The following is a 25,767-nucleotide window of genomic DNA, read 5'->3' on the forward strand; positions in this document are numbered from 1 at the left end:
GTGACTCAGGCCCCCTTCTTGGTGGTGATGTCGATGCAGCCGTCCGGCTGGCGGATGGCTTTGCGGGACGACGGGACGATGATCGTCGTCTCATCCTCGGTGATTGCGGCCGGGCCGGTGACCTCAGCGCCCTCGATCATGTCCTCGCGCAACACGACGGAGGCTTGCGCGAAATCCGCAGTGGCCGGATCGAATAGCGAGCGCGAGCCGTGAATCGGGGCGGCACCACTGGGCTTGGTGGGCGCGATCAGCGCTACTTTTTCGGGCGGTGTCGTGGCATTGACCGACCAGACGGTGATTTCGATATCCATGCCTGTAACTGCGCGGCCAAACAGCTTGGTGTAATCCTCGACAAACCGCGCCTCGAAGGTCGCGGCGTCCGGGTTCATTGCCTGCGCTTCGGTCAGGGTGATCGGGATTTCCCAGCCTTGCCCTGTGTAGCGCATGTAGACCTTGAACTCCGACAGAATGTCGCTTTCCGCATCGCAGTTGCGCACGAAGCCAGTGGCCTCGGCCTTCAGGTCGCTCAACAGCGCGTTGATCTTGTCCGCGTCGAAGTCTGACAGCTTCATGTAGACCGAGCGGTTGGCCTCGAAGCTGAACGGCGCACGCAGGAAGCCGATGGCGGAGCCGACACCTGCGCCGGGCGGCACCAGAAGGCGCTCTACCCCCAGTTTTTCGCACAAGCGTCCCGCGTGCAGCGGTGCCGCGCCGCCGAAGGCGATCATGGTGTATTCGCTCAGGTCCTCGCCGTTTTCCACCGCATGAACCCGCGCCGCGTTCGCCATGTTTTCGTCCACAACTTCGGCCAACCCGAAGGCCGATGTCGCGGCGTCCATGTCCAGCACGTCACCCAGAACAGCGCGCAACGCGATTTCCGACGCGGCAGTTTGCAGCTTGATCGAGCCGCCCGCGAAGTTGTCGGGGTCCAGTTTGCCCAGCACAAGATCAGCGTCTGTCACCGCAGGCTTGTCGCCCCCGCGCCCGTAGCAGGCAGGTCCCGGCTCTGAGCCTGCGCTTTCCGGCCCGACGCGGATCTGGCGCATCGCGTCCACATGGGCCAGCGACCCGCCGCCCGCGCCGATTTCCACCATGTCGATCACGGGGATCGAGATGGGCATACCGGAGCCTTTCTTGAAGCGATAGGTCCGCGCCACTTCGAACACGCGGGAGGTCTTCGGCGTCTGATCCTTGATCAGACAAATCTTGGCAGTGGTCCCGCCCATGTCGAAGGACAGCACCTTGTCCAAGCCATAGCGCGCGGCGATGTTGGCGGCGAACACCGCGCCACCGGCAGGGCCGGATTCGACCAGACGCACGGGGAACTCCGCTGCGTTTTCCAGCGAGATAATCCCGCCTCCCGAATGCATCAGGAAGATGTTGCAATCGACGCCTTCGTCTCGCAAACGCCCCTCAAGGCGGCCCAGATAGGACTTCATCAACGGCTTGATATAGGCGTTCGCCACGACAGTATTGAAGCGCTCGTATTCGCGCATCTGCGGGCTAACTTCGGAAGACAGCGAGATCATCACGTTCGGCAAGCGCTTCGCCAGAACGTCGCGGACCAGCTTCTCATGCGTGTCGTTGAGATAGGAGTGGATCAGCCCGATGGCGACACTGTCATATCCGGCCTCCGCGATGGCCTCGACGACCGGCTCGATATCCGCCTCTGTCAGCGGCATCAGTTCGGCCCCCGTCGCATCAATCCGCCCCGGCACGGTGTAGCGGCACTGGCGGGGCAGAAGCGGCTTGGGGATGTTGAGGTTCAGGTCATACTGTTCGAACCGCGATTCCGTGCGCATCTCGATCACGTCGCGGAAGCCTTCGGTGGTGATCAGCGCGGTCTTCGCCCCGCGCCGCTCGATCAGCGCGTTGGTGGCGAGGGTCGTCCCGTGGATGATCTGCCCGATATCGGCAGGCGTGATACCCGCCTTGGCGCAGACCTGCTGCATTCCGTCGATGATGGCGTTCTCCGGCGCGATGTAGGTGGTCAGAACCTTGGTGGAGAACGACGCGCCGTCCACCTCCAGCACCACGTCGGTAAACGTGCCGCCGATATCCACACCCAGCCGAACAGAAGAAGGATTCATGCGATTAGCCCCTTAGATTTGGGCCGAAGGTAGCGGAGATCAGCGCCAACAATCCAACGATTTATTCGCTTGCAGAAGACGGTTTTCGCAGGCAGGCTCAGCAGCCCGCGATGGCATCCGCCATAGCGCGCAACGTCGCTTCATAGTGCTGTGGCCCCAAGGGCAACGCCGCGCCCAGCGGGTCCAGCACGGCGACCCGTGCGTCGGTGCCGTCCAGCACGGTCGCCAACAACCCATCCGAGAACTGAGGCTCCGAAAATGCGCAGGACACGCCGTTCTGGCGCACGGTCTCTTGAATGCGCTCCACCCGCGCGGGGCCGGGGGTTGCGGCGTCGCCCAGCGAAATCGCCGCTATGGCCTCAATTCCGAAACGGGCCTCGAAATAGTGGTAGGCGTCGTGGAAGACGATGAACGCGGTGTCTTTTGCAGGCGCTAGAGTGGTTTCGATCTGAGCTACGGTTTCCGCCAGAGCTTCCTTCGCCGCCTGTGCGTTGGCGTCGTAAGTCGCGGCGTTCTCAGGGTCGAGCGTCGATAACTCGGTTGCAACCGCATCAAGCCACACCATCGCGTTGTCCGGGTTCAACCACGCATGTGGGTCGATATCGCCATGCGCGTCGTGGCCATGATCGTCGTCATGGTCATGCGCCTCGAACCCGTCCGCGTCCCGAAACTCCAGCGTCTGCGTCTCTGGCAGGTGCAGCAACTCCACCTGCACCGCGTCGGCCGACAAGCGGTCCAGCGTCGGCTCTAGCCAAGGCGTCAGGCTTTCGCCTACCCAGAACACCGCCTGCGCCTGCTCCAACGCACCGGCTTGCGAAGGTCGCAGCGCAAAGCTGTGGGGCGAAGCGCTGGCGGTGACCAAAACCTCCGGCTCCCCCAACTCGCCCATCACCTGCGCAACCAGAGAATGGACGGGGGCGATGTCGGTCACAACACGCGGGACATCCGCGAAAGCAGGGGAGGCGAAGAGTATGGAGGACAGAAGGACAGTGCGCAGCATGGTTTACCTATGTGATTGTATAACATATTGCCCTCTGTTAGTTGTTATATCATAACGTATCAACCCCAAAGTTTCAGGAGCCTTCCATGGACCCGCTCGGATTCAAACGCCACGATCATTCTAGCTGCATCACCGAGGGCGTGGCCGCTGTGGCGCAGACCTGCGCCGAGGAAGGGCTGCAATTCACCCCCGTGCGCAAGCGTGTGCTGGAAATTCTGCTGGAAGGTCACCGCGCCATCGGGGCCTATGAAATCCTCGACACCTTGCGGCAGGAGGGACTCGGCTCGCAGCCACCGGTCGCCTACCGCGCGCTGGATTTTCTGGTCAAGCACGGCTTTGCTCACAAGATCGAGCGTCTCAACGCCTTCATCGCCTGCGCCCATCCCGGCGATGCCCATGCGCCCGCGTTCCTGATCTGCCGAAGCTGCGACGCAGTGGCGGAAACAGTGACTGCGCAGGAAGGCGGGCGGTTGGGGAAAGCGGCGGAAGCGACCGGTTTCACGATCGAGCGCACGGTGCTTGAGGCTGAAGGTGTCTGCCCGAACTGCCAAGGCGCCGCTGGATGAGCCCGCTCGTCACTTTTGAAAACGTCAGCGTTCGTTACGGCGCGCAAAGAGTGCTGGATGCGGTCAATCTCAGCATCCAGCCGGGCGAGATCGTGACAATAGTCGGGCCGAACGGGTCCGGCAAATCCTCCCTGCTGCGGGCGCTGATCGGGGCGCTCACGCCGTCGTCAGGCCAGATCACCCGAGCGCCGGACCTGCGTATCGGCTATGTGCCGCAAAAGCTGCATATCGAGCCGACCCTGCCGATGACGGTCACCCGTTTCCTGAGCTTGCCGGTCAAGGTCGCAACCCACGCGGCCGCCGAGGCGCTGGCGCAAGCAGGCGTTCCCGAGCTTGGTCCGCGCCAGATGTCCAACCTGTCCGGCGGCCAGTTCCAGCGCGTGTTGCTGGCCCGCGCGTTGCTGCACAAGCCGCAACTCTTGTTGCTGGACGAGGCGACGCAAGGTCTCGACCAACTGGGCTCCGCCGCGTTTTACCGCCATATAGAGCAGGTCCGCGAGAAGCTTGGCTGCGCGGTCCTGATGATAAGCCACGAGTTGCACGTGGTGATGAGTGCGTCCGACCGTGTGATCTGCCTGAACGGTCATGTGTGTTGCGAGGGCAAGCCCGACGTCGTCGCCTCCGCCCCAGAATACCGTGCCTTGTTTGGCACCGGCACGGGCGGGGCTTTGGCGCTCTATCGCCACGATCATGACCATGTGCATGGCGACGGGTGCAATCACGACCACCCCCATGAGGCCGCAGAATAATGCTCGACAGTTTCCTTGTTCGCGCCGCCCTTGCCGGGCTTGGTGTCGCCGTGGCCGCCGCCCCCTTGGGCTGCTTCGTCGTCTGGCGGCGCATGGCGTATTTCGGCGACGCCACGGCGCACGCGTCCATTCTTGGCGTCGCGCTGGCGCTCAGCTTCAACATGTCCGTTTTCGCGGGCGTCCTTGTAGTCGCCTTGGTGATGGCGACTACGGTATCCACCCTGTCAGGTAGAGGCTATGCAATGGACACGTTACTGGGCGTCATGGCCCATTCCGCCATTGCCTTCGGGCTTGTCGCGGTGTCCTTCCTGGACGGTGTACGGATTGACCTGATGGCCTACCTGTTCGGTGACATTCTGGCCGTGGGCCGTGTCGATCTGGCGGTGATCTGGGGCGGAGCGTTGCTGGTTCTGGCGCTTGTCGGATGGCGCTGGCAACAGCTGTTGCTGTCCACTGTCAGCCCTGATCTGGCGCAGGCCAGCGGCATTGACCCGAAGCGGGAGCAACTGATCCTGACCATCGCGCTTGCCGTGGTGGTCGCCGTGGCAATCAAGGTGGTCGGTGTCCTGCTGATCGCAGCACTTCTTATCATCCCCGCCGCCGCCGCCCGACCCTTGGCGCACACGCCTGAGCGCATGGCCGCCATCGCCGCCGCCATCGGCGCGGTGTCGGCTTTGGGCGGCTTGCAACTGGCCTACCGGTTTGACACACCCGCCGGCCCTACGATGGTCTGCGTTGCCGCCGGATTGTTCGGGTTGAGCAGCTTGGTCAGTCTGTCCCGCGTGTAGCCTCCAAGCGGTCACGAAACGCTTCAAGCTGCTCCTGCAAGGGCGAGCGTTTCGCCCGCGACATGAACCACCCCGATATGCGCGACCAGCCGCCAAGGCTCATCTGTGTCGTGACCCGCAACAGGGTGCCGTCGCCATCGGGCGTGAAGCTCGTTTCCTGCACACCCTCGGCTGGCAGCTTGCCGAAGAGCGGGCTGTAATCGTCGCGCATGTCATAGGCCAGCGCGGGCATTACGCCCGGCGTCACTTCATGCGAGGCCAGTGGCAGAACACGGGTGATTTGCAGATGGCTGGCGATGCGGTGGGGGCGGTCGACCTCGACTACGGTTTCGATCATCTCTGTCTTCAGCTCGGGGTAGATAAACATCCAGACCGCCTGCGTGCCGGGGCCATCCTCGACCACATTTGTAAAGGACACTTCGGTGCGACCCGAACTATGCTCCGCAGTCAGGCGTGCATCGGTATAGAGGTCGTAGACCTCCGCCAGAGGTCGCGCGATGTAAACCTCGCCACTCATCACTGTCATAGATCAATCTCCAAGATACCATCCTTGTGTGCTGCGCGGGACTGGCACAGGATCATCGCCCCCGCGCGATCCGCGTTGGACAGCACGAAGTCCCGATGCTCCACATCGCCCGTGACCACGCCACATTTGCACACCCCGCACAGCCCGTCAGAGCATTTCACATCCACATGTACCCCCGCCCGCAGCAGAGCGTCGGTCGCGGCTTCGTCAGCCTTTACCGCGATGTCCTTCCCTGTGCGGGACAGGCGCAAGGTGAAGTTGTGATTGACGTAATCGGGTTGCTCGGGGACCGAGAAGAACTCCAGATGTCGCGTGTCCTCGGGGAAGCCGTTCGCTTGCGCCGCGTCCATGACGGCGGCCATGTAGACCTCCGGTCCGCAGGTGTAGACATGGGCGCCGTCGCGGTGGTTCAGCGTGTTGGCAAGGTCACAGCGCGAGCCTTCGTCGGAGAAATGCAGGTGTACCTTGTCCGCCCATGGCACCTTTGCGAGATCGTCCAAGAACCCCGCCCCGCCGCGCGTCGAGCAGGAGTAGTGCAGCGCGAATTCCGCGCCGATAACGTGTAGTCTATGCGCCATGGCGATCATCGGAGTGACACCGATGCCGCCGCCCATGAGGTAGGTGAAACTGGCGTCCTCGTGCAGCGGGAAATGGTTGATGGGCTTGGAGATATGCACCCTTCGCCCTTCCTCGAAAATGCGGTGCATCAGGCGCGAACCGCCCCGCCCGTGATCCTCGCGCAGCACCGCGATCTGGTAGCGGGAGCGGTCGGCGGGGTCACCGGACAGGGAATATTGGCGCAGGAATTCAGGAGCAACTACCACGTCGATATGCGCGCCTGCCTCCACGGGGGGCATGTCAGAGCCGTCGGGCATGGCGAACTCGTACTTCGTCACTGTGTCGGTCATATGCTCGACCTTCGAGATCACCGCGCCCATGACGGGGCTGTCTTGCTGGTCGGCGGTGTAGATATGCTCCGGCGTTAACCCCTTGGCGCGACGGGCTTTATGCTCGGAGGCGGGGATCATCGCCTTGTAGGCCGCGATCCCTGCCTCGCGGTCCATCGGGTAGGGGTAGGCATAGGGCGGCGGGGCCAAAGGGGCGGGGTAGACGGCAAGTGTCTGGTCCTCGTAGCGCAGGTCCAACCCCTTTTGCAGCCCGCGTGCGTTCACCGGATGGGCGGAGGGGCGGTAGGCCCCGTCATCGACCATTTCCAGATCCCACCACCACTTCTTGACGGGGTTGATTTCGCCCTGTCCCGCCAGATCATCCAGCTTTGCCAAGGCCTTGGCGGCTTGCGGCAGGGTCATGGCCAGCTTGCGAAAGGGGGCTTCGGCGAACAGACCTTCGAGGTTCCACGGGCAGGTTTTCATGCAGCGCCCGCACATCGCGCCGTTCTTCTGGGCGACGCGGTAGGTGGTGCATTTCTGGCTGTCGGACTTCCAAATCTCGTAGCCGTTGAACATCAGTTTCGGGCCTGCGGTGATCGCACCTGATGGGCATTCGCGGGCGCATTTATTGCAGGCTTCGCAGAACTTTTGAAGGCCAAAATCTATTGGTTTATCGTGGGTTAGCGGCATGTTGGTGGTCACCACGCCGGACTTCAGACGGGGGCCGAGGAAGGGGTTTAGGATGACCTCGCCGATGCGGGAGACCTCGCCCAGACCGGATAGCAGCAGCAGCGGCGGGTGCAGCACCTCGTCATCCATTACGGAATGGACGCGGGCGGTGTAGCCGAGGCGGCGGAGGTGCTCGGCCAGCACGCCGCCCAAGAGCGAGAACCGCAGGTAGGCGCGCATGCTTTGCGCACAGGCGATCCAGTCGTCGCCGGAGGCGCCTTCCATGGTCTCGTGGCCTTGGTCGATGATCATGGAGATCGCGTTGGAATGGTAGGGCGTGATCGGCTGGCCCGCCGCGTCGTGGCTGTAATAAACCCAGTTAGGACAAGCGCTTAGGCCCACCGCATCGACACCAAGCCAGTAGAGCGCGGCCTTGATGTTGGAGGCGTTGCGGTCGGGGTCGTGGGTGGACTCGTGGACCTGCGCCGCCTCTCCGTCTTGCAGCAGAACGAACGCGCCTAGGGACGGCCGGAAGGCGAAAGCTGCCGCCGATTTGCGGACATAGTTGCCGTTTTTCGTGGCCTCCTGCACCGTCTTTCCCATGTCGCCGAACAGGCCGCGGGCGAACAGGTTGGCGCGTTTGGGGACGCGGGCGACGTTGGGTTTGTCGATATAGGTGGTCGGATTTTCGACCCGTTTGAGGGTCTCGAACGGGTGCGGGCCGTCGCGGAATTTGCGTGTCTGAAAAGCGTCGGCTTTGCGTCGGCTTTTTGTATGGCCGGAAAGCCCGATGGCCCAAGACAGGCCGGGCTTGGCATTTGGGGCCAAGGGGCCGTCCGCCGCCATCGCCAGCGTCGTCGTAACCACGGCCAATCCGTAGCGGTCGCCCAGAAACGGGTTTGTCCCGTCCGCATGATTCAGCCCCGCCGCCACCGCCAGCTTGCCCAGATGCACCTCGCTCGCGGCCATCGAATGCGCCCGCGCCTCGAAACCCAAACTGCGGATGTAGGAGGCGAGGGTCACCGCCGTCTCCATCCCGCGCAGGCAGGTGCGGTGGTCTTGGGCGTCGGTGATCCAGTCGCAGCCAGACTCGGCCGCGTCGGGGTCGCGGGGCATGTCGTAGAGGAACACCAGCGCGTGGGTATGGTGGTCGCAGGCCTGCGGCGGGGCGCGCATGCTTTCGCGCAGGCCTGCCATGATGACGTCGATCCCTGCCGCCAGCGTTTTGGGCTGCAACGTGCGCAGCTTGTCCGCAAGACGATCCACATCGGGGTTGACCAGTGGCGCGTCCAACGAAGCCTCGGGCGGTATCTTACAGGTGCCGACCATGGAGGCGTCGCAATAGTAGCCGAAGGCCTTGAGGTGATTGGCCCGCTCCGTCAGGTCGTCCGGTATATCGGCCACTTCCTTTTTCACCAGCCCCTCGCGCGTGGCGTCGAGCATCGCCTGATACTCCTGCATCGCGTTCACGATGCTGAGCGGGTCGCCCGCGCGGCGGAAGCTGACCGGTTGCATATCCGGCACGCGGTCCAGTGGCACGGCATCGGCCCGCGACAACTTTTCCAACGGGTAGGGGCCCAGATGCACGGGGCGGTTGCGGTAGGAAAAGAGCTTGGTCATGGGGCCTGTCAGAACTTGGCGCGGCGCAGTGCTTGTCCTTGCCGTTGATCCTTGCCACTGTCACGGAGCAGGGCCGGACGGTCAAGGCAACATGAGGCAGGACATGACTGGGCAGATCAAAGGGCTGCTGTTCGACAAGGACGGCACCTTGCTGGATTTTGACGCGACATGGGGACAGTGGGCCTCGGGCTTTCTGACGGAACTGGCGGAAGGCGACGCGGCGCTGGGCACCTGCATGGGGGACGCGATCGGCTACGATATGGCGGGCGGGGTGTTCCACCCGACAAGCCCCGTCATTGCAGGGACATCGGACGTGGCCATCGACCTGCTGTTGCCGTTCCTGCCCAAGTGGGAGCGCGACGCGCTGCTGGCCCATGGCAACGCTGCCGCCGCCCGCGCGCCGCTGGTGGCGCCGTGCCCGCTGCCGGAACTGTTCGACCGCTTTGATGCGATGGGGCTGGCCTTGGGGGTGGCGACCAATGACGCCGAAAGCTCTGCCATCGCGCATGTGAGTGCGTTGGGGCTGGAGGGTAGGTTCGCGCGCATTCTGGGGTTCGATTCCGGCTATGGCGGCAAGCCCGCGCCGGAGATGCTGTGGGCGTTCACTGACCATTGCGGGCTGGAGCCTGCGCAGGTGGCCATGATCGGCGACAGCACCCACGACCTGCATGCGGGCCGCGCGGCGGGGATGGTCTGCGTCGGTGTGCTGACGGGGCCTGCCACGCGGCGCGATCTGGAGCCACATGCGGATGTGGTGCTGGGCAGTGTGGCGGATTTGCCGGACTGGTTGGGGTCGATGGGCTGAGGGTGCAAGCCGGGCGGGGAAGGTCGGCTTGGAGCCTATAGCTACCACTCTGAAATCTAGCTAAAGTCTAGCGGAGCCCCCAATTGGAGTGAAAGATTTTGCTAGATTCTTTGCGATTCCGTTTGTTGATTTGTGTAATGCTGTCGGTCACGTTTGTGTCGACGGCACATGCACAGACCCCACTTAATTTCGATCATTGTAGAGATGATCTCGAAAAAAGTTTTGAGACACTCGCATTAGAAGCAAGGGCTATTTCCGGATTTAGTCTTTGCCCTCAAGCAAATTTTTCATGGAATATAGTTGTTCAGCTTACGCCCTCGCCAGAAAAGAGCCACCGCTTAGTGCAGTTGTTCGGCGTAAGAACTCCAGGATACCGCAGCTTGCAAACGGACGGACGTGCTTCCTTTGAAATCCGACCTTTTTCCAAAGACATATGGAGCGTGGACATATTTGATGACCACGGAAATCGCGATACTGGGACGAGTTTCATTTGGGCGCGTGACATGTCGGAAAATGCACGGCCCTTTGTCACCGGCGCGTTGGACTGGCATCCAGTGAAGTATTTTGATTGCTATCGGGCAACGGCGCGTGCGGGTGATCGGGAAGGTTTGAACTGTCGAACACGGTACCATATTACGACATGTTCGCGTTTTTTGGATGAGCACATGAGTGAAGCATGGTTTGATCCTGAATTTACGATACGAGTTCACTCTTACAATGACGCATCCACGAACCACCTGTTCGAGCACTTCGAAGAAGTTCATTCTTATGTTGAGGAAGTTCTGAACCGGCTGCTGGAATTCAGTTGCTCGTGAGATCTGCAAACGGCAGAACAGGCCGCACGTCAGTCAATCTATCAAACTCCAATGCCTCTGCCCCCTTCCAAGTTTGCCACAAAAGCGACGTCGGGCGTCGGTAAACGCCAAACCTGACACCGTGGTGCAGTGCAGTCTGGTTGGGCAGGTGGCACGGGGAGGCGCAGATGGTGATCGAGACCTTGAAACGCAAGCGGGGCGGCGGGCGGGCGGGCAACGCGCGGCGCACGACCTCGAAGCTGCCGGAGCAGATGCCGTGGCGCATTCCGGTTAATGTGGACAAGCCGACCGAGCCGCTGGACGAGGACGGCGTTCAGGCCATTCACAAGGGGTGTATGCGTATCCTGTCGGAGATCGGGATCGAGTTTCTGAACCCCGAAGCGTGCGACATTCTCAAGAAGGCGGGCTGCAAGGTCGACGGCACCAATGTCAGGATGGACGAGGATTTCGTGATGGAGATGCTTGGCCACGCGCCCGCCGAGTTCACCATTACGCCGCGCAACCCCGACCGCGCCATTCCGATTGGGGGCAGGCATCTCGTGTTCGGCAACGTCTCCTCGCCGCCGAATATGTGGGATCTGAAGCGCGGCAAACGCACCGGCGATTTTGAGGGCTACAAGGAGTTCATCAAGCTCACCCAGTTCTTCAACTGCATCCATTTCGCGGGCGGCTACCCGGTGGAGCCCATCGACATTCACCCCCGCGAACGCCACCTGGATTGCCTGTTCGAGAAGCTGACCCTGACCGACAAGGTCGTCCACGCCTATTCACTGGGTAAGGAGCGGGTGGAGGACGTGATGGAGATGGTGCGCATCGCGGGCGGCATGACGCGCGAGGAGTTCGACGCCAAGCCGCATATGTATACCAACATCAACTCGGTCTCGCCCTTGAAGCATGACTTCCCGATGCTGGAAGGCGCGATGATCCATGCACGGCGCAACCAGCCGGTGATCGTCACACCGTTTACCTTGGCGGGGGCCATGGCACCCGTGACCATGTCGGGGGCGGTCACGCTGTCGCTGGCCGAGGGGCTGGCGGCGATTGTTTTGCTGCAAGTCATCAACCCCGGCGCGCCTTGTGCGATCGGGACGTTCACCTCCAATGTGGACATGAAAACCGGCGCGCCTGCGTTTGGAACGCCGGAATATATGCGCGCGACGCAGATGACGGGGCAGATGGGGCGGTTCTACGGGCTGCCGATCCGCTCGTCCGGTGTGTGTGCCGCGAACGTGCCGGACGGGCAGGCGATGTGGGAGACGTCGAATTCCCTGTGGGCCGCCGTGCAGTCGGGCACCAACGTGGTCTACCACGCGGCGGGCTGGCTGGAGGGCGGGCTGATCGCGTCCCCTGAGAAGTTCATCATGGATTGCGACGTGCTCCAGCAAATCCAGCGCTATATGGAACCTGCGACCTATGCGACCACGCCGGAGGATATCGCCGTGGACGCGATCCGGGAGGTTGGCCCGAACGGGCATTACTTCGGCTGCCAGCACACGCAGGACCGCTACGAGGACGCGTTCTATTCGCCGTTGATTTCCGACTGGTCCAACTACGAGGCGTGGGATCTGAAAGGCGGCGTCTGGACCGCCGAGCGGGCGCACGAGATGTACAAGGGCATCATCGAGGAGTTCGAGGCCCCGCCGATAGACAGCGCCATCCGCGGCGAGTTGGCGGATTTCGTGGCGCGGCGGAAGGCCGAGGGCGGGGTGCCGACGGATTTTTAGCTGTTAGCGGCTGTGATACGACATGAAGCGGGCTCTCGCTGCGGTCGCACCTATTGCTGCTTATGCGCATTTCGCAATCAAGCGACGCTCGCTTGGCCGGGTTTCTTATAGGCGCGACCTTAACTATATAAGACGTTAGCTTCAGGCTGGATCATTGGTTGGAGAGATGCATACGTAGAATGTGATGGATGAAAACAAAAAGAGTAAACTAGACCGCTTTAAAGAAGCCGTCCTCCAGCCAGAGACGGACGACGACGAGGAGCGGTTCTATGAAAAGCTGAGGAAGCCGGCGAAACGGAAGCCGAACGACAAGAAGGACGAAGCTGGCAAATGACGGACCATTTTTATGTTACACTTGAGGGCTTCCCTGCGGACAGCGGCGACGTGATCAGCACAGACGGCGAAGTCATCGGCGCTTACACCTGTGATGACAATGATTACTGTGAGTTCACGCCAAATGGTGCAGATGAACCGGTTGTTTCAGGTTATAACATCGGCCCGTTTTGCAGTGAAGTTGCCGAGTGGCACAAGGGCCAACAGAGCGCCTAAGTCGCGGGTTTGTCAAGGATACAATCGCCTTTCTTATAACTGCCGCCTTAACTACGTAAAACGTTAGCTTCAGGCTTAACCATTGATTGGAGAGAAGCCATTTCGGGTCAAGTTGATGCGCAAAGTCTGCGCGGGGTATTGGCGCCGATAAGAACCCTGTTTGGGGCCACGGCGGCTTTCATAGCTGGCAACAGCCTGCTTGGCGTCGTGTTGCCGCTACGCATGGAAGCGGCGGACTACCCTGTCGCGCTTATCGGCGCGATCATGGCGGCCTACTTCATGGGTCTTGCCTTTGGAGGCTACAAGGCCAAGCATGTCATCCTTCGAATTGGACATATCCGCGCCTTCGCGGCTTTCGCTGCGCTGACCGCCGCAACCTGTCTTGCCTATGAGTTTTTCTTCAATCCGGTAGCGTGGGTGGCCCTTCGTATTATCAACGGGTTCTGTATTGCGGGGATGACAACGTCTATTGAAAGCTGGCTGAACGGTCGCAGCAGCAATGAGACCCGCGGACGTGTTCTGGGCGTTTACATGCTGATTTTATACCTCGCGATTGCAACCGGCCAGACATTGGTAAACGTGGCCCCTGTGGGAGGCAGTGACCTTTTGATGATTGCTGCCGCACTGATCGGTCTGTCTCTGGTTCCCGTTGCCCTGACAAATCTGGGCGAGCCGAATCTTCGGGAATTACGTGTTTTGGGTCTGAGAGAGCTATACGCGGCGTCAAAAGTCGGTGTGATCGGCGCGGGCGTTGCGGGAATGCTTGTCGGCTCTTTCCTCGCGATGGGCGTCGTCTTTGCCCGCCAGATCGGTCTGAGCGTGACGGAAGCCGCCCTTTTCATGAGCACCATCGTGATCGGTGGCCTCACCTTTCAGGTGCCCATCGGCATGTTGGCGGACAAGTTTGACCGTCGCATTGTCATGTCCTGCATCCTGCTGACGGTTGGAATGTCGTGGATATTGCTGTCAAACTCGATTGCCAGAGGGGTGCCACTGGGCGTCTTGATGGCCATGGCGCTGACATTCGGCGGGGCCAACAACAGCGTCTATCCGCTGTGTGTCGCGCAGACTTTCGACCGGTTGGACCGGAAATACTACGTTGCGGCATCCGGCCGTCTGCTCATGGTCTACTCTATCGGCGCAACAATCGGCCCCCTGATCGCGTCGACGCTTATGTCGATCTACGGTCCCAAATCGTTTTTCCTTTTCGAATCCGCGATCGCAATCGCCTATGCGATCTTCGTGCTGTTCAGCATTAGGACGGTGCCGGCATTGCCTGCCGAAGCCCGGGAAAAGTTTGTGCAGCTTCCGGACATCTCGCCGGTCGCCATGGGGCTGGATCCGCGCACCGAACCAGATGCAGTATGCAGCGCTCGGAAGCAGGACACATTGCTGGAACGTCGGACAAATGATCTGGACGGTTGAGGCTACCTTCGGTTGAGGCAACAGCATTGAGCGGAATGGCCTCGAACCCGACCTTCCGGTAGCTACAGCCAGTTTCAACTTTAAAGACCCCGCAACCCTTCCTTGGCAGTTTCTTAATCGTTTTGCGGCAGGTGTGGTCTCAGGTTTGAGAAGAGGCACTATCATGTACGGTATGATTCATCGCGCATTGCAGTGTTTTTCGCAGGACACGTATGGCGACGGGCTTTGGCAAAAGGCTGTAGCGGATGCAGGGGTGCCGTCGCCTGAATTCGAAGCGATGCTGACATATCCGGACCAACAACTTGACGATGTGCTGAATGCCTTGGCCGCGCGGCTCGACAAAACACCGGCGCAGCTTTGCGAGGATTTGGGCGCGTATCTGGTGACCCACGCAAGGATGGAGCCGGTGCGCAGGCTGCTGCGCTTTGGTGGCGCGACGTTCGAAGATTTCGTGCTGTCTCTTGATGACCTGCATGATCGGGTGAAGCTGGCGCTGCCTGATCTTCACCTGCCGCGACTTGAGGTCGATGTGCATTCGCAAAGCGCTTTCAGCATACTGGTGAATAGCGAGCGGGAGGGATTCGGCGCGGTCCTGCTGGGGATATTGCGGGCTTTGGCCGATGATTACGGGGCGCTGGCGGTGCTGGAGCATGGGCGAGCTGCGAAAGATGGCCTTATGCGTGAGAAAATTACGGCGGAGGTGTTCGAGGCAGACTTTACCTCCGGGCGCGGCTTCGGACTGGTTACGACGGATATCGTGCGGTGAACGCGCCCCCGACACCGGCGACACCGCGATGCTACCTGCCGATGGAGGCGGCGGCGCTTGGGGCGTTGATGCCGATGCATCTGCATGTGTCCGCAACCGGTCATATCCTGTCTGTGGGACCGACACTGGCGAAATTGCGCCCTGATGAACAGCTGTCTGGCAGGCGTCTGTTGGAACTGTTCGAGATCAAGCGCCCCCAGAATATCCGCAGCTATGCGGATTTGGTATCTCATGGCAGCTGCCTTGTGCGGGCCAGATTTCGCCACGGCGACCAGCTGGGGCTAAAGGGTCTGTTTGTCCCTTTGCCCGCCGCGCAGGACCCGTTGCAGCCTGACAGGCGGGAGGCGGATGACGCCCCTCCGGTGCTGCGCCCGCTGCCGACACCGCCCGGCGATGCCGCCTGTGGGGGGCTGTTGAACCTGTCGCTGGGCGTCAACGTGGTCGAGGCGGTGCAGCGCTATAACCTGAACAGCGCCGATTTCGCCCCCGCCGACCCGACCGTGGACATGCTCTACCTGATCGAGGCCAAGTCTGTCGCTTTGGAGGAATCGAAGCGACTGAACGCACGGCTGGAAGGGGCGCGTTCCGCCGCCGAAGTGCAGGCGCTGACCGACACGCTGACGGGCCTGCAAAACCGTCGGGGCATGGACCTGGTGTTGCAGCAATTGGCAAGCTCTGGCCAGGCGTTCGGGCTGATGCATCTGGATCTGGACCATTTCAAGCAGGTCAACGATACGTTCGGCCATGGCGCGGGCGATCATGTTCTCAGGCATGTGGCGGGCATCTTGCAGGACGAGACCCGCGCAAGCGATATGGTCGCCCGTGTCGGCGGGGACGAGTTTGTGCTGATCTTCCAAGGCTGTGTCGATCTACCGGTGCTGGAGGGCATCGCCTGGCGCATTATCGCGCGGCTGGAAGAACCTGTCGCCTATGACGGCCACCTATGCCGTATCTCTGCCAGTATTGGCACGACCCTTTCCAGCTTTTATACGAAACCGGTCGCCGACCGTATGCTCAACGACGCCGACGAGGCACTATATGCGTCCAAAAACCAAGGGCGGGCCTGCCACACGGTATTCAAACCGCAGCAGGCGAGCCGGATCGGCTGACAGATGACGCACAAGCTGATGCGCGAAGGATGTTGTCCAATTTCGGGGGGAAACGAAAGTGGTACTCCCTAGGGGAATCGAACCCCTCTTTCCAGGTTGAAAACCTGGCGTCCTAACCGATAGACGAAGGGAGCACCGGGATCGTGAGGGGCTATTTAGGCAAGGTGCGCCGCGCTGGCAAGCAGAAAGTTGCAGGAGGGGCCGGAAAAAGCCAAGCAATTCGGCAAACCTGCCGGTGTTACCCCGAGGCTTACGCCAAGGCCGCATCTTCAAGCCGCAGTTGAGCCGACCGACGCCCCTGCCAGCTGTTTATTTCCACCCGTCCGGCAAGGTGAAAGTGGCGTCCGGCATGGGCCTCCAGCGTCGGCCCCAAGTCGGAATTGAACGCGCCGAAGGCGATGGCGTCCAGTTTGACAGGGCCGCCATCGCCAAAGCTGATTTTCAGATGGCCGTCGCCCACGGGCTTGGTGAACAAGATGCGTTGGTCGGGGAAGACGAATCGCGGCCCTGCGGCTCCCGCGCCGAAGGGCCCGGCCTGCTCGATCAGCTCGATCAGTTCCACCGTCGCGGCGGCGGGCATCATCACCGCGTCAAGGCGGAGATCGGACGGCCCCAGCAGGCCCGCGCCCTGCTTTTCCATCATCTCGGTCAGTCGCGCCATGGCGGGTTCCAACTGGTCGCGGGCGACGGTCAGACCGGCGGCCATCTTGTGTCCGCCGCCTTTGATTAACAGCCCCTCGGCGGCCAGTTTCTGGATTTGCGCCCCGAGGTCGATGCCGGAGACGGAGCGGGCGGAGCCTTTGCCTTCGTCGCCCTCCAGCCCGATCACCACGGCGGGGCGGTTGCTGGCCTCTTTCAAGCGCGCCGCGACGATACCGACCACGCCCGGATGCCAGCCTTCGCCTGCGGCCCAGACCAGCGGCGCGTCCAGCCCTCGGTCTTCGGCTTGCGCCAGTGCGGCTTCGCGTACGGCGGTTTCGATCTCGCGGCGCTCGGTGTTGAGCGTGTCGAGCCGTTCCGCCAATGCCTGCGCTTCGTGCTCCTGATCCGTGGACAGCAGACGCGCGCCCAAATCCGCCGCGCCGATGCGTCCGCCCGCGTTGATCCGTGGTCCGAGCAGAAATCCAAGGTGGTAGGAGGTGGGTGCCGTGTCCATTCGCGCCACGTCGGACAGCACCCGCAGCCCGACCCGGCCTCGCGCGGCCATGACCTTGAGACCCTGACGCACCAAGGCGCGGTTCACGCCGACCAGCGGCGCGACGTCGGCCACCGTGGCCAGTGCGACCAGATCGAGCATTGCCATCAGGTCTGGCACCTCCCGCTCGCTGCGCATCGCGCGGTTCACGGCGACGAGCAGCAGGAACACCACGCCAGCGGCGCAGAGATGCGCGAGCGTGCCGTCCTCGTCCTGCCGGTTGGGGTTCACCACGGCCAACGCGGGGGGCAGGGTTTCGCCGCCCAAGTGATGGTCCAGCACGATGACGTCCGCCGCAGTTGCTGCCGCCAGCGCGTCATGGGACAGCGTCCCGCAATCGACGCAAAGGATCAGGTCGTGATCCGCCGCCAGCCCCGCCATGGCGGGGGCGTTCGGGCCGTAGCCCTCGTCGATCCGGTCGGGGATGTAGAGCGTCGCGGGCAGCCCCATATCGCGCAGCCAGCAGATCAGCAGCGCGGCAGAAGAGCCGCCGTCCACGTCATAATCTGCGAAAATGGCGATCTGTTCCCGCTTGCGCACCGCATCCGCCACGCGGGCAGCCGCCGCGTCCATGTCTTTCAGAACGGACGGGTTGGGGAGCAGATCACGCAGGGCAGGGGTCAGGTATTGCTCGGCCTTGTCCAACGGCACGCCAAGGCGCGCCAGCGTGGCACAAAGCGGGCGTGGCAGATCCGTTTGCTGGGCCATCGCCTCTGCCTGACGGTCCTGCTCAACCGACAGGCCGACCCAGCGGCGGCCTGTCAACGAGCGCTCTACGCCAAGAAAGGCATCGGTCATTAGCTGACCGGATTGCGGTAAATCATGCGGCGGACCGAGCCGGTTTTGGACCGCATCAGGATCGTCTCGGTCGTCAGGTAGCCGACTTCACGGCGGATGCCCTTCAGGATCGAGCCATCGGTGACGCCTGTGGCGGCGAAGATCACGTCTTTCGTCACCATCTCGTCGCGGGTGTAGACCTTGTCCAGATCGGTGATGCCTGCCTTGGCGGCGCGTCCGCGCTCGTCGTCGTTGCGGAACACGAGGCGGCCATACATCTGCCCGCCCATGCATTTCAGCGCCGCCGCCGCCAGCACCCCTTCGGGCGCGCCGCCTTCGCCCATATACATGTCGATGCCAGTCGTCGCGGCCTCGGCGCAGTGCATGACGCCTGCGACGTCGCCGTCGGTGATCAGGCGGATTGCAGCACCCGTGGAGCGGATATCCGCGATGATCTGCTCATGACGCGGGCGCTCCAGCACGCAGACGGTGATGTCGTCCGCCTTGCAGCCCTTGGCCTTGGCCAGTGCAGCCACACGCTCTTTCACCGACATTTCCATGGTCACGGTGTCGGGCGCATAGCCCGGGCCGATCGCCAGCTTGTCCATATAGACGTCCGGCGCGTGCAGCATGGAGCCGCGCGGCCCCATGGCGATCACGGTCAGCGCGTTGGGCATGTCCTTGGCGGTCAGCGTGGTGCCTTCCAGCGGGTCCAGTGCGATATCCACGCCGGGGCCGTTGCCGGTGCCGACCTCCTCGCCGATGAAGAGCATCGGGGCCTCGTCCCGCTCGCCCTCACCAATGACCACGACGCCCGCGATGTCGAGCAGGTTGAGCTGCTGGCGCATGGCGTTCACGGCGGCCTGGTCGGCGGCCTTCTCGTCGCCGCGCCCGATCAGCTTGGCGGAGGCCAATGCGGCGGCCTCGGAGACGCGGGCGAGCCCGAGGGACAACATGCGGTCCTGAAACTGGTCGGTGGAGACGGTCATGGGGAAATCCTTAAATGGCAGTTGCATCCCGTTTAGCGGGGGCGGGTTCGGGGATCAAGGATGGCAGGCGGTGCCTCAGACCTCTTCGATGCGCAGGGCGACGGGGTCGGAGGCCAGCACGCCGGTTTTCGGCAGCTTCGCCAGCGCCGCATCCAGCGCGTCGCGCGAGGTGGTGTGGGTCACGATGAGCACCGGCGCTTTGTCGTCGAGATGGTCGTACTGGCGCATCCGGTGGATCGACACGCCAGCGTCACCGAGGCAAGTCGCGATCTTCGCCAGTGCACCCGGTTTGTCATGCAGCGTCATGCGCAGGTAGTACGGCGCAGGCGTGCCGGAATTGGCGGATGGCGCGGTTTTCAGCGTGTCGGCGGGCTGGCCGAAGGTTGGCAGCCGCAATCCGCGTGCAATGTCTATGATGTCGGACAGCACGGCGCTTGCGGTGGGGCCTTCGCCAGCCCCCGCGCCGCGCAGCACGATCTGGCCCACATGGTCGCCTTCGAGCACGACCATGTTGGTACCGCCTTCAAGTTGCCCAAGGGGCGAGGTAGACGGCACAAGACAGGGCGTCATGGATTGCACAAGCCCGCGTCCTGTCATCTGGGCTGTGCCCAGCAGCTTGATCTTGTAGCCCATATCGGCGGCTTGGTGGATGTCCTCGATGCTGACGCAGCCGATGCCTTCGAGCTGCACGCCGTCGAACTTGACCTGCGTGCCGAACGAGATCGACGCCAGCAATGCCAGCTTGTGCGCGGCGTCAATGCCTCCCACGTCCAGTTCCGGGTCGGCTTCCAAATAGCCCAGCCCGTCGGCCTCGTCGAAGGCCTCCTGATAGGTGAGATTGGCGTTTTCCATGCGGGTCAGGATGTAGTTGCACGAGCCGTTCATTACGCCCATGACGCGGGTGATGTCGTTGCCGGCCAGCCCCTCGGTCAGCGCCTTGATGACGGGGATGCCGCCTGCGACCGCCGCCTCAAAGCGCAGAACGCGGCCCTTGCCTTCGGCCAGCAGCGCCAGTTCCTGGCCGTGCTCCGCCAGCATGGCCTTGTTGGCGGTCACCACATCCTTGCCCGCCTTCAACGCGGCCTCGGTCGCGTCCTTGGCTGGGCCGTCGGCGCCGCCCATGAGTTCCACGAACACGTCCACGTCGTCGCGCGTCGCCAGTTTTACCGGATCGTCTTCCCATGCGTAGTCGTCCAGCGGCACGCCGCGATCCTTTTGCGAGCGGGCGGACACGGCGGAGATCACGATCTTGCGGCCTGTCCGCGCCTCCAGCAGGGCTGCCTTCTGGCGGATAATGCGCACGACGCCCACGCCCACGGTGCCCAGTCCTGCGATGCCAAGGCGAAGGGGGTCAGACATGGGGAATCTCCGTCAAAATAAGGTGTTGGCCGCTCGTTAGCGCGTATCGTGTGGGGGTGCAATGCAAGCAGGGCTCAGGCCGGGCGATCCTTCACCGCGTTGATCAGCCTCAGCCGGGTCGCGCCGTCGATGATGCTGCGGCCTTGCAATGCCCGTGCGCGGGCTTTCAGCCGCGCCACACGGGCGGCGAGACGTTTGGTTTCTACCTCAATTGTGCTGTCTGTTTGCGAGCGTGCGATCAGGTCCGGCAAAGGCACCAGCGCGGGGTAGTCCGCCGCGCGGGCTTCCGGGCTGATGGTTGCATCAACTGACGGCAGGTTGTCGGTGCAGGCGGACAGCAACGCAAGAAGTAGAAAGACTGAGGTGCAGCGCATAGGCTCCGGTCCGGTGTGAGGTCTGGGGCGCACAATAGGCGGCGGCGGCAGGGGCGTCCAGCGCGACATATAGGGTTGATTTGAACGCCCGTTTAGTTAGCATCACCTGTATGGCACGCAAAACAGGTTCACATTCGGACATCACCGGTCCCCGCGTTCGTGCGGCGGCGCTGAAGCTGTTCGCAGCCCACGGCTTTGCCGCCGTCTCAATGCGCCAGATCGCGGCGGAGGTCGGTGTTCAGGCGGGCGCGCTCTACCTCTACACACCTGATAAACAGTCGCTTTTGTTCGATCTGTTGCGCGACCATATGCAGGAAGTTCTGGACGCGTGGGAGGCCGAGGAGAAACCTGAAGGCCCCGTCAAACAGCTTGAAACCTTCTCTCGTTTCCACATCCGTTTTCATCTGGAGCGGCCCGAGCAGGTGTTCATCTCCTACATGGAATTGCGCAATCTGGAGCCGGACAACTTCAAGGCGCTGGAAAACATGCGCCGCCAGTACGAGAACTCGCTGGAAGGCATTCTGAAACAGGGTCAGGACGAGGGCGTGTTCGATGTCGACGACACGAAATTGACGACACTGGCCCTGATCGCGATGCTTAACGGGGTGACAAGCTGGTACAAGCCCGACGGTCGCCTGTCGCTGGCGCGGGTCGAGGCGATTTATTCCGACATGGCCGGCAAGGCCGTCCGCATGCCCCGCTGGAAGGCACGCCAGCGCAAGGCGGAGGCGCAGCAGGCGGCGGAGTAGGCGTCAGGCATTGCCGCTTGGCGCGTCGCGGTCGGCATCCTTTTGCTTTGACAGTATAATTTTCTGCACCAGGCCAATGAATGCCTCGCGCTCGGGCGTCGTCAGTCCGGCGAGCATGTCGTCGTTCTCCTTCATGGCCTCACTCAGGGCGGGGTCGCGCAAGCTGCGGGCGCGGTCGGTCAGAAACACCCGCTGCGCCCGACCGTCGGACGGATGTTTCTTGCGCACGACCAACCCGTCCCGTTCCATCCGCGCCAAGGTGTTGGCCATCGTCGCCTGTTCGATATCCAGCCGGTCGACCAGTTCTTTTTGGGTCAGCCCGTCCGTCTCCCACAACTCCAGAAGGGCGGGAAAGGTGCCGGTTGTCAGGCCGATGGGCTTGATCCGTGTCGACAGCCCACGGGCGAACAGTCGGGCCAGATGATTGACCAGATAACCTGCGGATTCTTGCTTGGCGAATTTCATATCCTGCGCACCACTTGAATAGCCTGCTATGTTAATATACATACTATGCTATATTTAATTGAACAGCAGGAGCAATTCAATGACCAGGACCATTCACCCGATCGCTGGCGGTGTCGCTCTGCTCATGATCGTCACGTTCTGGCTGTCGACAGCGGTGGCGGAAGTTTTCGCCGACATAGACACGGTAGTGACCGTCAAGACCTTGATACCATGGGGCTTTGTCATCCTGATCCCGGCGCTTGCCACCGTTGGCGGGTCGGGGTTCAAGTTGGGCAAAAAGTACCGCGGCCCGCTGGTGGAGACCAAGAAAAAGCGTATGCCGTTCATCGCGGCGAACGGCATCCTGATCCTGATCCCCTCGGCGCTGTTCCTGTCGTTCAAGGCGCAGGCGGGCGCGTTCGATCAATGGTTCTACATCGTGCAGGGTCTGGAGTTGATCGCGGGTGCCGTGAATATATCACTGCTGGGCCTCAATATGCGGGATGGATTGCGGCTGAAAGGCAAGCTGCGCAAGGCAGTTGCGCCGGCGAACAGGCCCTGATGCGGCAAGCGCGACAAAGTAGCCCTCGCAACAGCAGCAATACCGCTTGGAGGAGATGTCCATGGGACCTACCATGAAGAAAAGCAATCCACATACGGATTTCTGCCTGAAAGGAGAGCAAGTCATGTTCACTAAAATTCTGGTTGCCGTCGACGGGTCCGATCATTCCAAAAACGCGGTACGCTACGCCAGCGATCTGGCGACGAAATATGACGCCGCCCTGCATGTCGTTCATGCCCCTCAGATCGAGGTCGAAAGCCTTTCGTTCGGCAGCAGCATGGTTGGCGCACTGCCCACCCCTGACGCGGTTAACGCTCAGGGCAAGGCGGTCGTAGACAAGGCAAAGGCCTGGGCTGAGGAGGCCGGGCACAAGCCGGATGCGGTCGAGATACTGATCGGCGACACCTCGCAGGCGATCCTCAAATACGTCAGCGACAAAGGCATTGATCTGGTTGTATCAGGAAGTCGCGGTCTTGGTGGTCTGCGCGGCCTGTTACAGGGGAGTGTTTCGCAGAAACTGACGTCGCACGCGGCGTGTCCTGTTCTGACTGTCCGTTGACGGAGCCAGTCTGACCGAAGCGGCTATGCAGTCAAAAAAGCCCCCGTGAATTCGGGGGCTTTCGTTTTTTTGATGGCCCTCAAAGCTCCGGATAAATCGGGAACTTGCCGCATAATTCCAGCGCCTTGGCCTTCACCGCATCTTCCACCGCTGCGTTGCCGTCTTCGCCATTGGCGGCCAGACCGTCCACGACTTCCACGATCATATCCGCGATTTGGCGGAACTCGGCCTCCATGAACCCGCGCGTGGTGCCTGCGGGTGAGCCAAGCCGGATGCCCGAGGTGATCGTCGGTTTCTCGTCATCGAACGGAATGCCGTTCTTGTTGCAGGTGATGTAGGCGCGGCCCAGGGCTTTCTCGGTGGTGTTGCCCTTGACCCCTTTGGGGCGCAGGTCGACCAGCAGCACATGGGTATCCGTGCCGCCGGTGACGATGTCCAAGCCCCCCTTGATCAGCTGGTCGGCCATCGCCTGCGCGTTGGCGATCACCTGCTTCTGGTATTCTTTGAACTCTGGGCGCAGCGCCTCGCCGAAGGCCACGGCCTTGCCTGCGATCACATGCATCAGCGGCCCGCCCTGGATGCCGGGGAAAATGGCGGAGTTGAACTTCTTCGCCAGCGCCTCGTCATTGGTCAGGATCATGCCGCCACGCGGCCCGCGCAGGGTCTTGTGCGTCGTGGTCGTCGCCACATGCGCATGCGGGAAGGGCGACGGGTGCTGCCCGCCTGCCACGAGACCCGCGAAATGCGCCATGTCCACCAGCAGGAACGCGCCCACTTTATCGGCAATCTCACGCATCCTGACAAAGTCGATCTGGCGCGGAATGGCGGAGCCGCCGGCGATAATCATCTGTGGCTTGTGCTCCAGCGCCAGCGTCTCGACCTGTTCGTAGTCCAGCAGCAGCGTGTCCGGCTTCACGCCGTATTGTACCGCGTTGAACCACTTACCGGACTGGTTCGGTGCGGCCCCGTGGGTCAGGTGGCCGCCTGCGTCCAGCGACATGCCCAGAATGGTGTCGCCCGGTTTGAGCAGCGCCTGAAACACGCCTTGGTTTGCTTGCGAGCCGGAGTTCGGTTGCACATTGGCGAAGTCGCAGCCAAACAGCTCCTTCGCGCGGTCGATCGCCAGATTTTCCGCGATATCAACATATTGGCACCCGCCATAATAGCGCCGCCCCGGATAGCCTTCGGCGTATTTGTTGGTCAGCACGGAGCCTTGCGCCTCCATCACGGCGCGGCTCACGATGTTTTCGGACGCGATCAGTTCGATCTCGTCGCGCTGGCGGCCCAGCTCCTTTGTGATGGCGCCAAACAATTCGGCGTCGCGGGTCTCAAGGCGTTCGGTGAAAAATCCGTCGTCGCGGTGTGTGGCGTTCATGGGGGGTCCTTCCCTAAGAGGCAGCGCAAGATTCTTGCGCCTTTTAAGGCCAATTCCGCGCAACCGGAAGCGGTCAAAGCGACACGGCACCATTCAGTTGCGCCGCCTTGTTGCCGATGATGGACTTGTGTTTCCGCCCCACCCACGCGAAGGTCTTGGAAAGACTTGGAAACCTGAGCCCTTATGCACGACGTCGACAAAATCGCTTTTCTCGCCTCGGAGACTGACGTCGCCCGCGAGGCCCGTGCGGCGCTGGTCGACAGCTACGGCGACGCCCCGCTGGACGAGGCGCAGGTGATCGTGGCGTTGGGCGGGGACGGCTTCATGCTGCAAACCCTGCATGGCACGCAGCATCTGGACACGCCGGTATACGGCATGAATTGCGGCACGGTCGGTTTCCTGATGAACGAGTATCACGAGCCGCATTTGCGCGATCGGCTGCGCGATGCGGTGGAGGAAGACATAAACCCCCTGCGCATGAAGGCCATTCGCGAGGATGGCACCGTCCACGAAGCGCTCGCCATAAACGAGGTCGCACTCCTGCGGGCGGGGTCGCAGGCCGCCAAGCTGCGCATCTTTGTCGATGGTCGCGAGCGGTTGGAAGAGCTTGTTTGTGACGGGGCGTTGGTGTCCACACCTGCGGGTTCCACCGCGTATAACTACTCCGCCCACGGGCCGATCCTGCCCATCGGGTCGGAGGTTTTGGCCCTCACCGCCATGTCTGCTTTCCGCCCCCGCCGCTGGCGCGGCGCACTGTTACCAAAGGCCGCCAAGGTCCGATTCGAGGTGCTGCAACCACGCAAGCGTCCTGTGATGGCGGACGCCGACGGCCGCACCGCCGGAAGTGTCGTGTCGGTCGAAATCACGTCCGAGCCGAACGTCACCCACCGCATCCTGTTCGATCCCGGTCACGGGCTGGAGGAACGCCTGATCCGCGAGCAATTCGCCTGATCTACGGAACCTCGCGCCTTCCAGACCGTTAACTTCCTGACAGCAACCCGAACAGGAGGTTTCCACGTGACACAGAACAAGACATCCGACCCCGCCCTTATGAACGATGCGCAGCGCTACGAGTTGCGTGAACTTGCGATCTTGCACGAGATGCCTTTCAGCGACGACCTGACCATGGCTGAGGCCGAAGCGCGTCTGAAGGAGCTGCGCAAACGCGACCTTCCCACCCAGGACACGGACAATACGCCGATCCGTTAAGCGGACCGGCACCATCCTCCCAACATCCGCTGGCGGCAAGCAACGCGATATGCGATGCTTGCTTTCAGTCGTTTTTCCAAGCGA

Annotated in this window: 26 protein-coding genes and 1 tRNA gene; 16 read left to right on the plus strand and 11 right to left on the minus strand. The window is 62.0% G+C overall.

Annotated features, from left to right (window positions below; all coding sequences use genetic code 11):
- Window positions 1-5: 5 nt before the first annotated feature.
- Both THALAR_RS10445 and THALAR_RS10450 read right to left on the minus strand, forming a co-directional pair.
- Entirely contained in the window at window positions 6-2,090 is a 2,085-nt protein-coding gene (locus THALAR_RS10445) for a hydantoinase/oxoprolinase family protein (protein ID WP_021101517.1), read from the minus strand.
- 97 nt (window positions 2,091-2,187) lie between these two features.
- A complete protein-coding gene (locus THALAR_RS10450; protein WP_021101518.1) occupies window positions 2,188-3,090 on the minus strand; it encodes a zinc ABC transporter substrate-binding protein in 903 nt (300 codons plus the stop codon).
- An 86-nt stretch (window positions 3,091-3,176) separates the two neighbouring features.
- On the opposite strand from THALAR_RS10450, the gene THALAR_RS10455 reads away from it, so the two are divergent.
- Genes THALAR_RS10455 through THALAR_RS10465 form a run of 3 tightly spaced genes read left to right on the plus strand, consistent with a single transcriptional unit; the run spans window position 3,177 to window position 5,193 of the window.
- A complete protein-coding gene (locus tag THALAR_RS10455; protein WP_021101519.1) occupies window positions 3,177-3,656 on the plus strand; it encodes a Fur family transcriptional regulator in 480 nt (159 codons plus the stop codon).
- Complete coding sequence (locus THALAR_RS10460; protein ID WP_021101520.1) at window positions 3,653-4,405, plus strand: ATP-binding cassette domain-containing protein; 753 nt, start codon at window positions 3,653-3,655, stop codon at window positions 4,403-4,405. The genes THALAR_RS10455 and THALAR_RS10460 overlap by 4 nt, the downstream gene beginning before the upstream one ends.
- The gene (locus tag THALAR_RS10465; RefSeq protein WP_021101521.1) at window positions 4,405-5,193 is read left to right on the plus strand and encodes a metal ABC transporter permease; all 789 of its coding nucleotides are present in this window, start codon (window positions 4,405-4,407) and stop codon (window positions 5,191-5,193) included. The genes THALAR_RS10460 and THALAR_RS10465 overlap by 1 nt, the downstream gene beginning before the upstream one ends.
- On the opposite strand, the gene THALAR_RS10470 is transcribed toward THALAR_RS10465, so the two are convergent.
- Window positions 5,174-5,719: an SRPBCC family protein gene (locus THALAR_RS10470; protein WP_021101522.1), complete on the minus strand. Its 546-nt coding sequence runs from the start codon at window positions 5,717-5,719 to the stop codon at window positions 5,174-5,176. The genes THALAR_RS10465 and THALAR_RS10470 overlap by 20 nt on opposite strands.
- Complete coding sequence (locus tag THALAR_RS10475; RefSeq protein WP_021101523.1) at window positions 5,716-8,898, minus strand: 2Fe-2S iron-sulfur cluster-binding protein; 3,183 nt, start codon at window positions 8,896-8,898, stop codon at window positions 5,716-5,718. Before THALAR_RS10475 ends, THALAR_RS10470 begins: the two co-directional genes overlap by 4 nt.
- Before the next feature lie 103 nt (window positions 8,899-9,001).
- On the opposite strand from THALAR_RS10475, the gene THALAR_RS10480 reads away from it, so the two are divergent.
- From THALAR_RS10480 to THALAR_RS10505, 8 genes are all read left to right on the plus strand, one after another.
- Entirely contained in the window at window positions 9,002-9,703 is a 702-nt protein-coding gene (locus THALAR_RS10480; protein WP_083483455.1) for an HAD family hydrolase, read from the plus strand.
- A gap of 137 nt (window positions 9,704-9,840) precedes the next feature.
- The gene (locus THALAR_RS18435; protein ID WP_154666795.1) at window positions 9,841-10,518 is read left to right on the plus strand and encodes a hypothetical protein; all 678 of its coding nucleotides are present in this window, start codon (window positions 9,841-9,843) and stop codon (window positions 10,516-10,518) included.
- 167 nt (window positions 10,519-10,685) lie between these two features.
- On the plus strand, window positions 10,686-12,242 hold the full coding sequence (locus tag THALAR_RS10485) for a trimethylamine methyltransferase family protein (protein ID WP_021101526.1): 1,557 nt from the start codon (window positions 10,686-10,688) through the stop codon (window positions 12,240-12,242).
- Between the two features lie 184 nt (window positions 12,243-12,426).
- Window positions 12,427-12,576 carry a hypothetical protein gene (locus THALAR_RS18580; RefSeq protein WP_021101527.1) on the plus strand — a complete coding sequence of 50 codons (150 nt, stop codon included), beginning with the start codon at window positions 12,427-12,429 and terminating at the stop codon, window positions 12,574-12,576.
- The gene (locus THALAR_RS10490) at window positions 12,573-12,791 is read left to right on the plus strand and encodes a hypothetical protein (protein ID WP_021101528.1); all 219 of its coding nucleotides are present in this window, start codon (window positions 12,573-12,575) and stop codon (window positions 12,789-12,791) included. Before THALAR_RS18580 ends, THALAR_RS10490 begins: the two co-directional genes overlap by 4 nt.
- A 138-nt stretch (window positions 12,792-12,929) precedes the next feature.
- Window positions 12,930-14,216, plus strand: coding sequence for an MFS transporter (locus THALAR_RS10495; protein WP_021101529.1), 1,287 nt, complete (start codon window positions 12,930-12,932; stop codon window positions 14,214-14,216).
- A gap of 163 nt (window positions 14,217-14,379) precedes the next feature.
- The gene (locus THALAR_RS10500) at window positions 14,380-14,982 is read left to right on the plus strand and encodes a heme NO-binding domain-containing protein (protein WP_021101530.1); all 603 of its coding nucleotides are present in this window, start codon (window positions 14,380-14,382) and stop codon (window positions 14,980-14,982) included.
- Window positions 14,979-16,091, plus strand: a complete 1,113-nt coding sequence (locus tag THALAR_RS10505) for a GGDEF domain-containing protein (protein WP_021101531.1) — start codon at window positions 14,979-14,981, stop codon at window positions 16,089-16,091. The genes THALAR_RS10500 and THALAR_RS10505 overlap by 4 nt, the downstream gene beginning before the upstream one ends.
- Window positions 16,092-16,150: 59 nt before the next feature.
- Here THALAR_RS10505 and THALAR_RS10510 read toward each other — a convergent pair.
- The 5 genes from THALAR_RS10510 to THALAR_RS10530 all read right to left on the minus strand — a co-directional run bounded on the left by THALAR_RS10510 (window position 16,151) and on the right by THALAR_RS10530 (window position 20,785).
- Window positions 16,151-16,225: transfer RNA gene (locus THALAR_RS10510), tRNA-Glu, on the minus strand.
- 116 nt (window positions 16,226-16,341) lie between these two features.
- On the minus strand, window positions 16,342-18,084 hold the full coding sequence (gene recJ, locus THALAR_RS10515) for a single-stranded-DNA-specific exonuclease RecJ (protein ID WP_021101532.1): 1,743 nt from the start codon (window positions 18,082-18,084) through the stop codon (window positions 16,342-16,344).
- Window positions 18,084-19,052, minus strand: a complete 969-nt coding sequence (gene glpX / locus THALAR_RS10520; RefSeq protein ID WP_021101533.1) for a class II fructose-bisphosphatase — start codon at window positions 19,050-19,052, stop codon at window positions 18,084-18,086. The genes recJ and glpX overlap by 1 nt, the downstream gene beginning before the upstream one ends.
- Before the next feature lie 75 nt (window positions 19,053-19,127).
- Entirely contained in the window at window positions 19,128-20,411 is a 1,284-nt protein-coding gene (locus tag THALAR_RS10525) for a homoserine dehydrogenase (protein WP_021101534.1), read from the minus strand.
- 74 nt (window positions 20,412-20,485) lie between these two features.
- Window positions 20,486-20,785 (minus strand): hypothetical protein, encoded by a 300-nt coding sequence (locus THALAR_RS10530; RefSeq protein WP_021101535.1) that lies wholly within the window; start codon window positions 20,783-20,785, stop codon window positions 20,486-20,488.
- 110 nt (window positions 20,786-20,895) lie between these two features.
- Between THALAR_RS10530 and THALAR_RS10535 the strand changes: the two genes are divergently transcribed.
- Complete coding sequence (locus THALAR_RS10535) at window positions 20,896-21,534, plus strand: TetR/AcrR family transcriptional regulator (RefSeq protein WP_021101536.1); 639 nt, start codon at window positions 20,896-20,898, stop codon at window positions 21,532-21,534.
- Window positions 21,535-21,537: 3 nt separating this feature from the next.
- On the opposite strand, the gene THALAR_RS10540 is transcribed toward THALAR_RS10535, so the two are convergent.
- Window positions 21,538-21,999 carry a MarR family winged helix-turn-helix transcriptional regulator gene (locus THALAR_RS10540; RefSeq protein WP_040818384.1) on the minus strand — a complete coding sequence of 154 codons (462 nt, stop codon included), beginning with the start codon at window positions 21,997-21,999 and terminating at the stop codon, window positions 21,538-21,540.
- A gap of 79 nt (window positions 22,000-22,078) precedes the next feature.
- Between THALAR_RS10540 and THALAR_RS10545 the strand changes: the two genes are divergently transcribed.
- Entirely contained in the window at window positions 22,079-22,540 is a 462-nt protein-coding gene (locus tag THALAR_RS10545) for a hypothetical protein (RefSeq protein WP_021101538.1), read from the plus strand.
- A gap of 124 nt (window positions 22,541-22,664) precedes the next feature.
- On the plus strand, window positions 22,665-23,099 hold the full coding sequence (locus tag THALAR_RS10550; RefSeq protein ID WP_021101539.1) for a universal stress protein: 435 nt from the start codon (window positions 22,665-22,667) through the stop codon (window positions 23,097-23,099).
- A gap of 79 nt (window positions 23,100-23,178) precedes the next feature.
- Here the strand turns inward: THALAR_RS10550 and glyA are convergent, their stop codons facing one another.
- Window positions 23,179-24,474 (minus strand): serine hydroxymethyltransferase, encoded by a 1,296-nt coding sequence (glyA, locus tag THALAR_RS10555; protein WP_021101540.1) that lies wholly within the window; start codon window positions 24,472-24,474, stop codon window positions 23,179-23,181.
- Between the two features lie 183 nt (window positions 24,475-24,657).
- On the opposite strand from glyA, the gene THALAR_RS10560 reads away from it, so the two are divergent.
- Together THALAR_RS10560 and THALAR_RS10565 are read left to right on the plus strand one after the other, a co-directional pair.
- Window positions 24,658-25,425, plus strand: a complete 768-nt coding sequence (locus THALAR_RS10560; RefSeq protein WP_021101542.1) for an NAD kinase — start codon at window positions 24,658-24,660, stop codon at window positions 25,423-25,425.
- A gap of 66 nt (window positions 25,426-25,491) precedes the next feature.
- Complete coding sequence (locus THALAR_RS10565; protein WP_021101543.1) at window positions 25,492-25,683, plus strand: hypothetical protein; 192 nt, start codon at window positions 25,492-25,494, stop codon at window positions 25,681-25,683.
- Window positions 25,684-25,767: the final 84 nt, after the last annotated feature.

Source organism: Litoreibacter arenae DSM 19593, assembly GCF_000442275.2.
Classification (GTDB): Bacteria; Pseudomonadota; Alphaproteobacteria; order Rhodobacterales; family Rhodobacteraceae; genus Litoreibacter; species Litoreibacter arenae.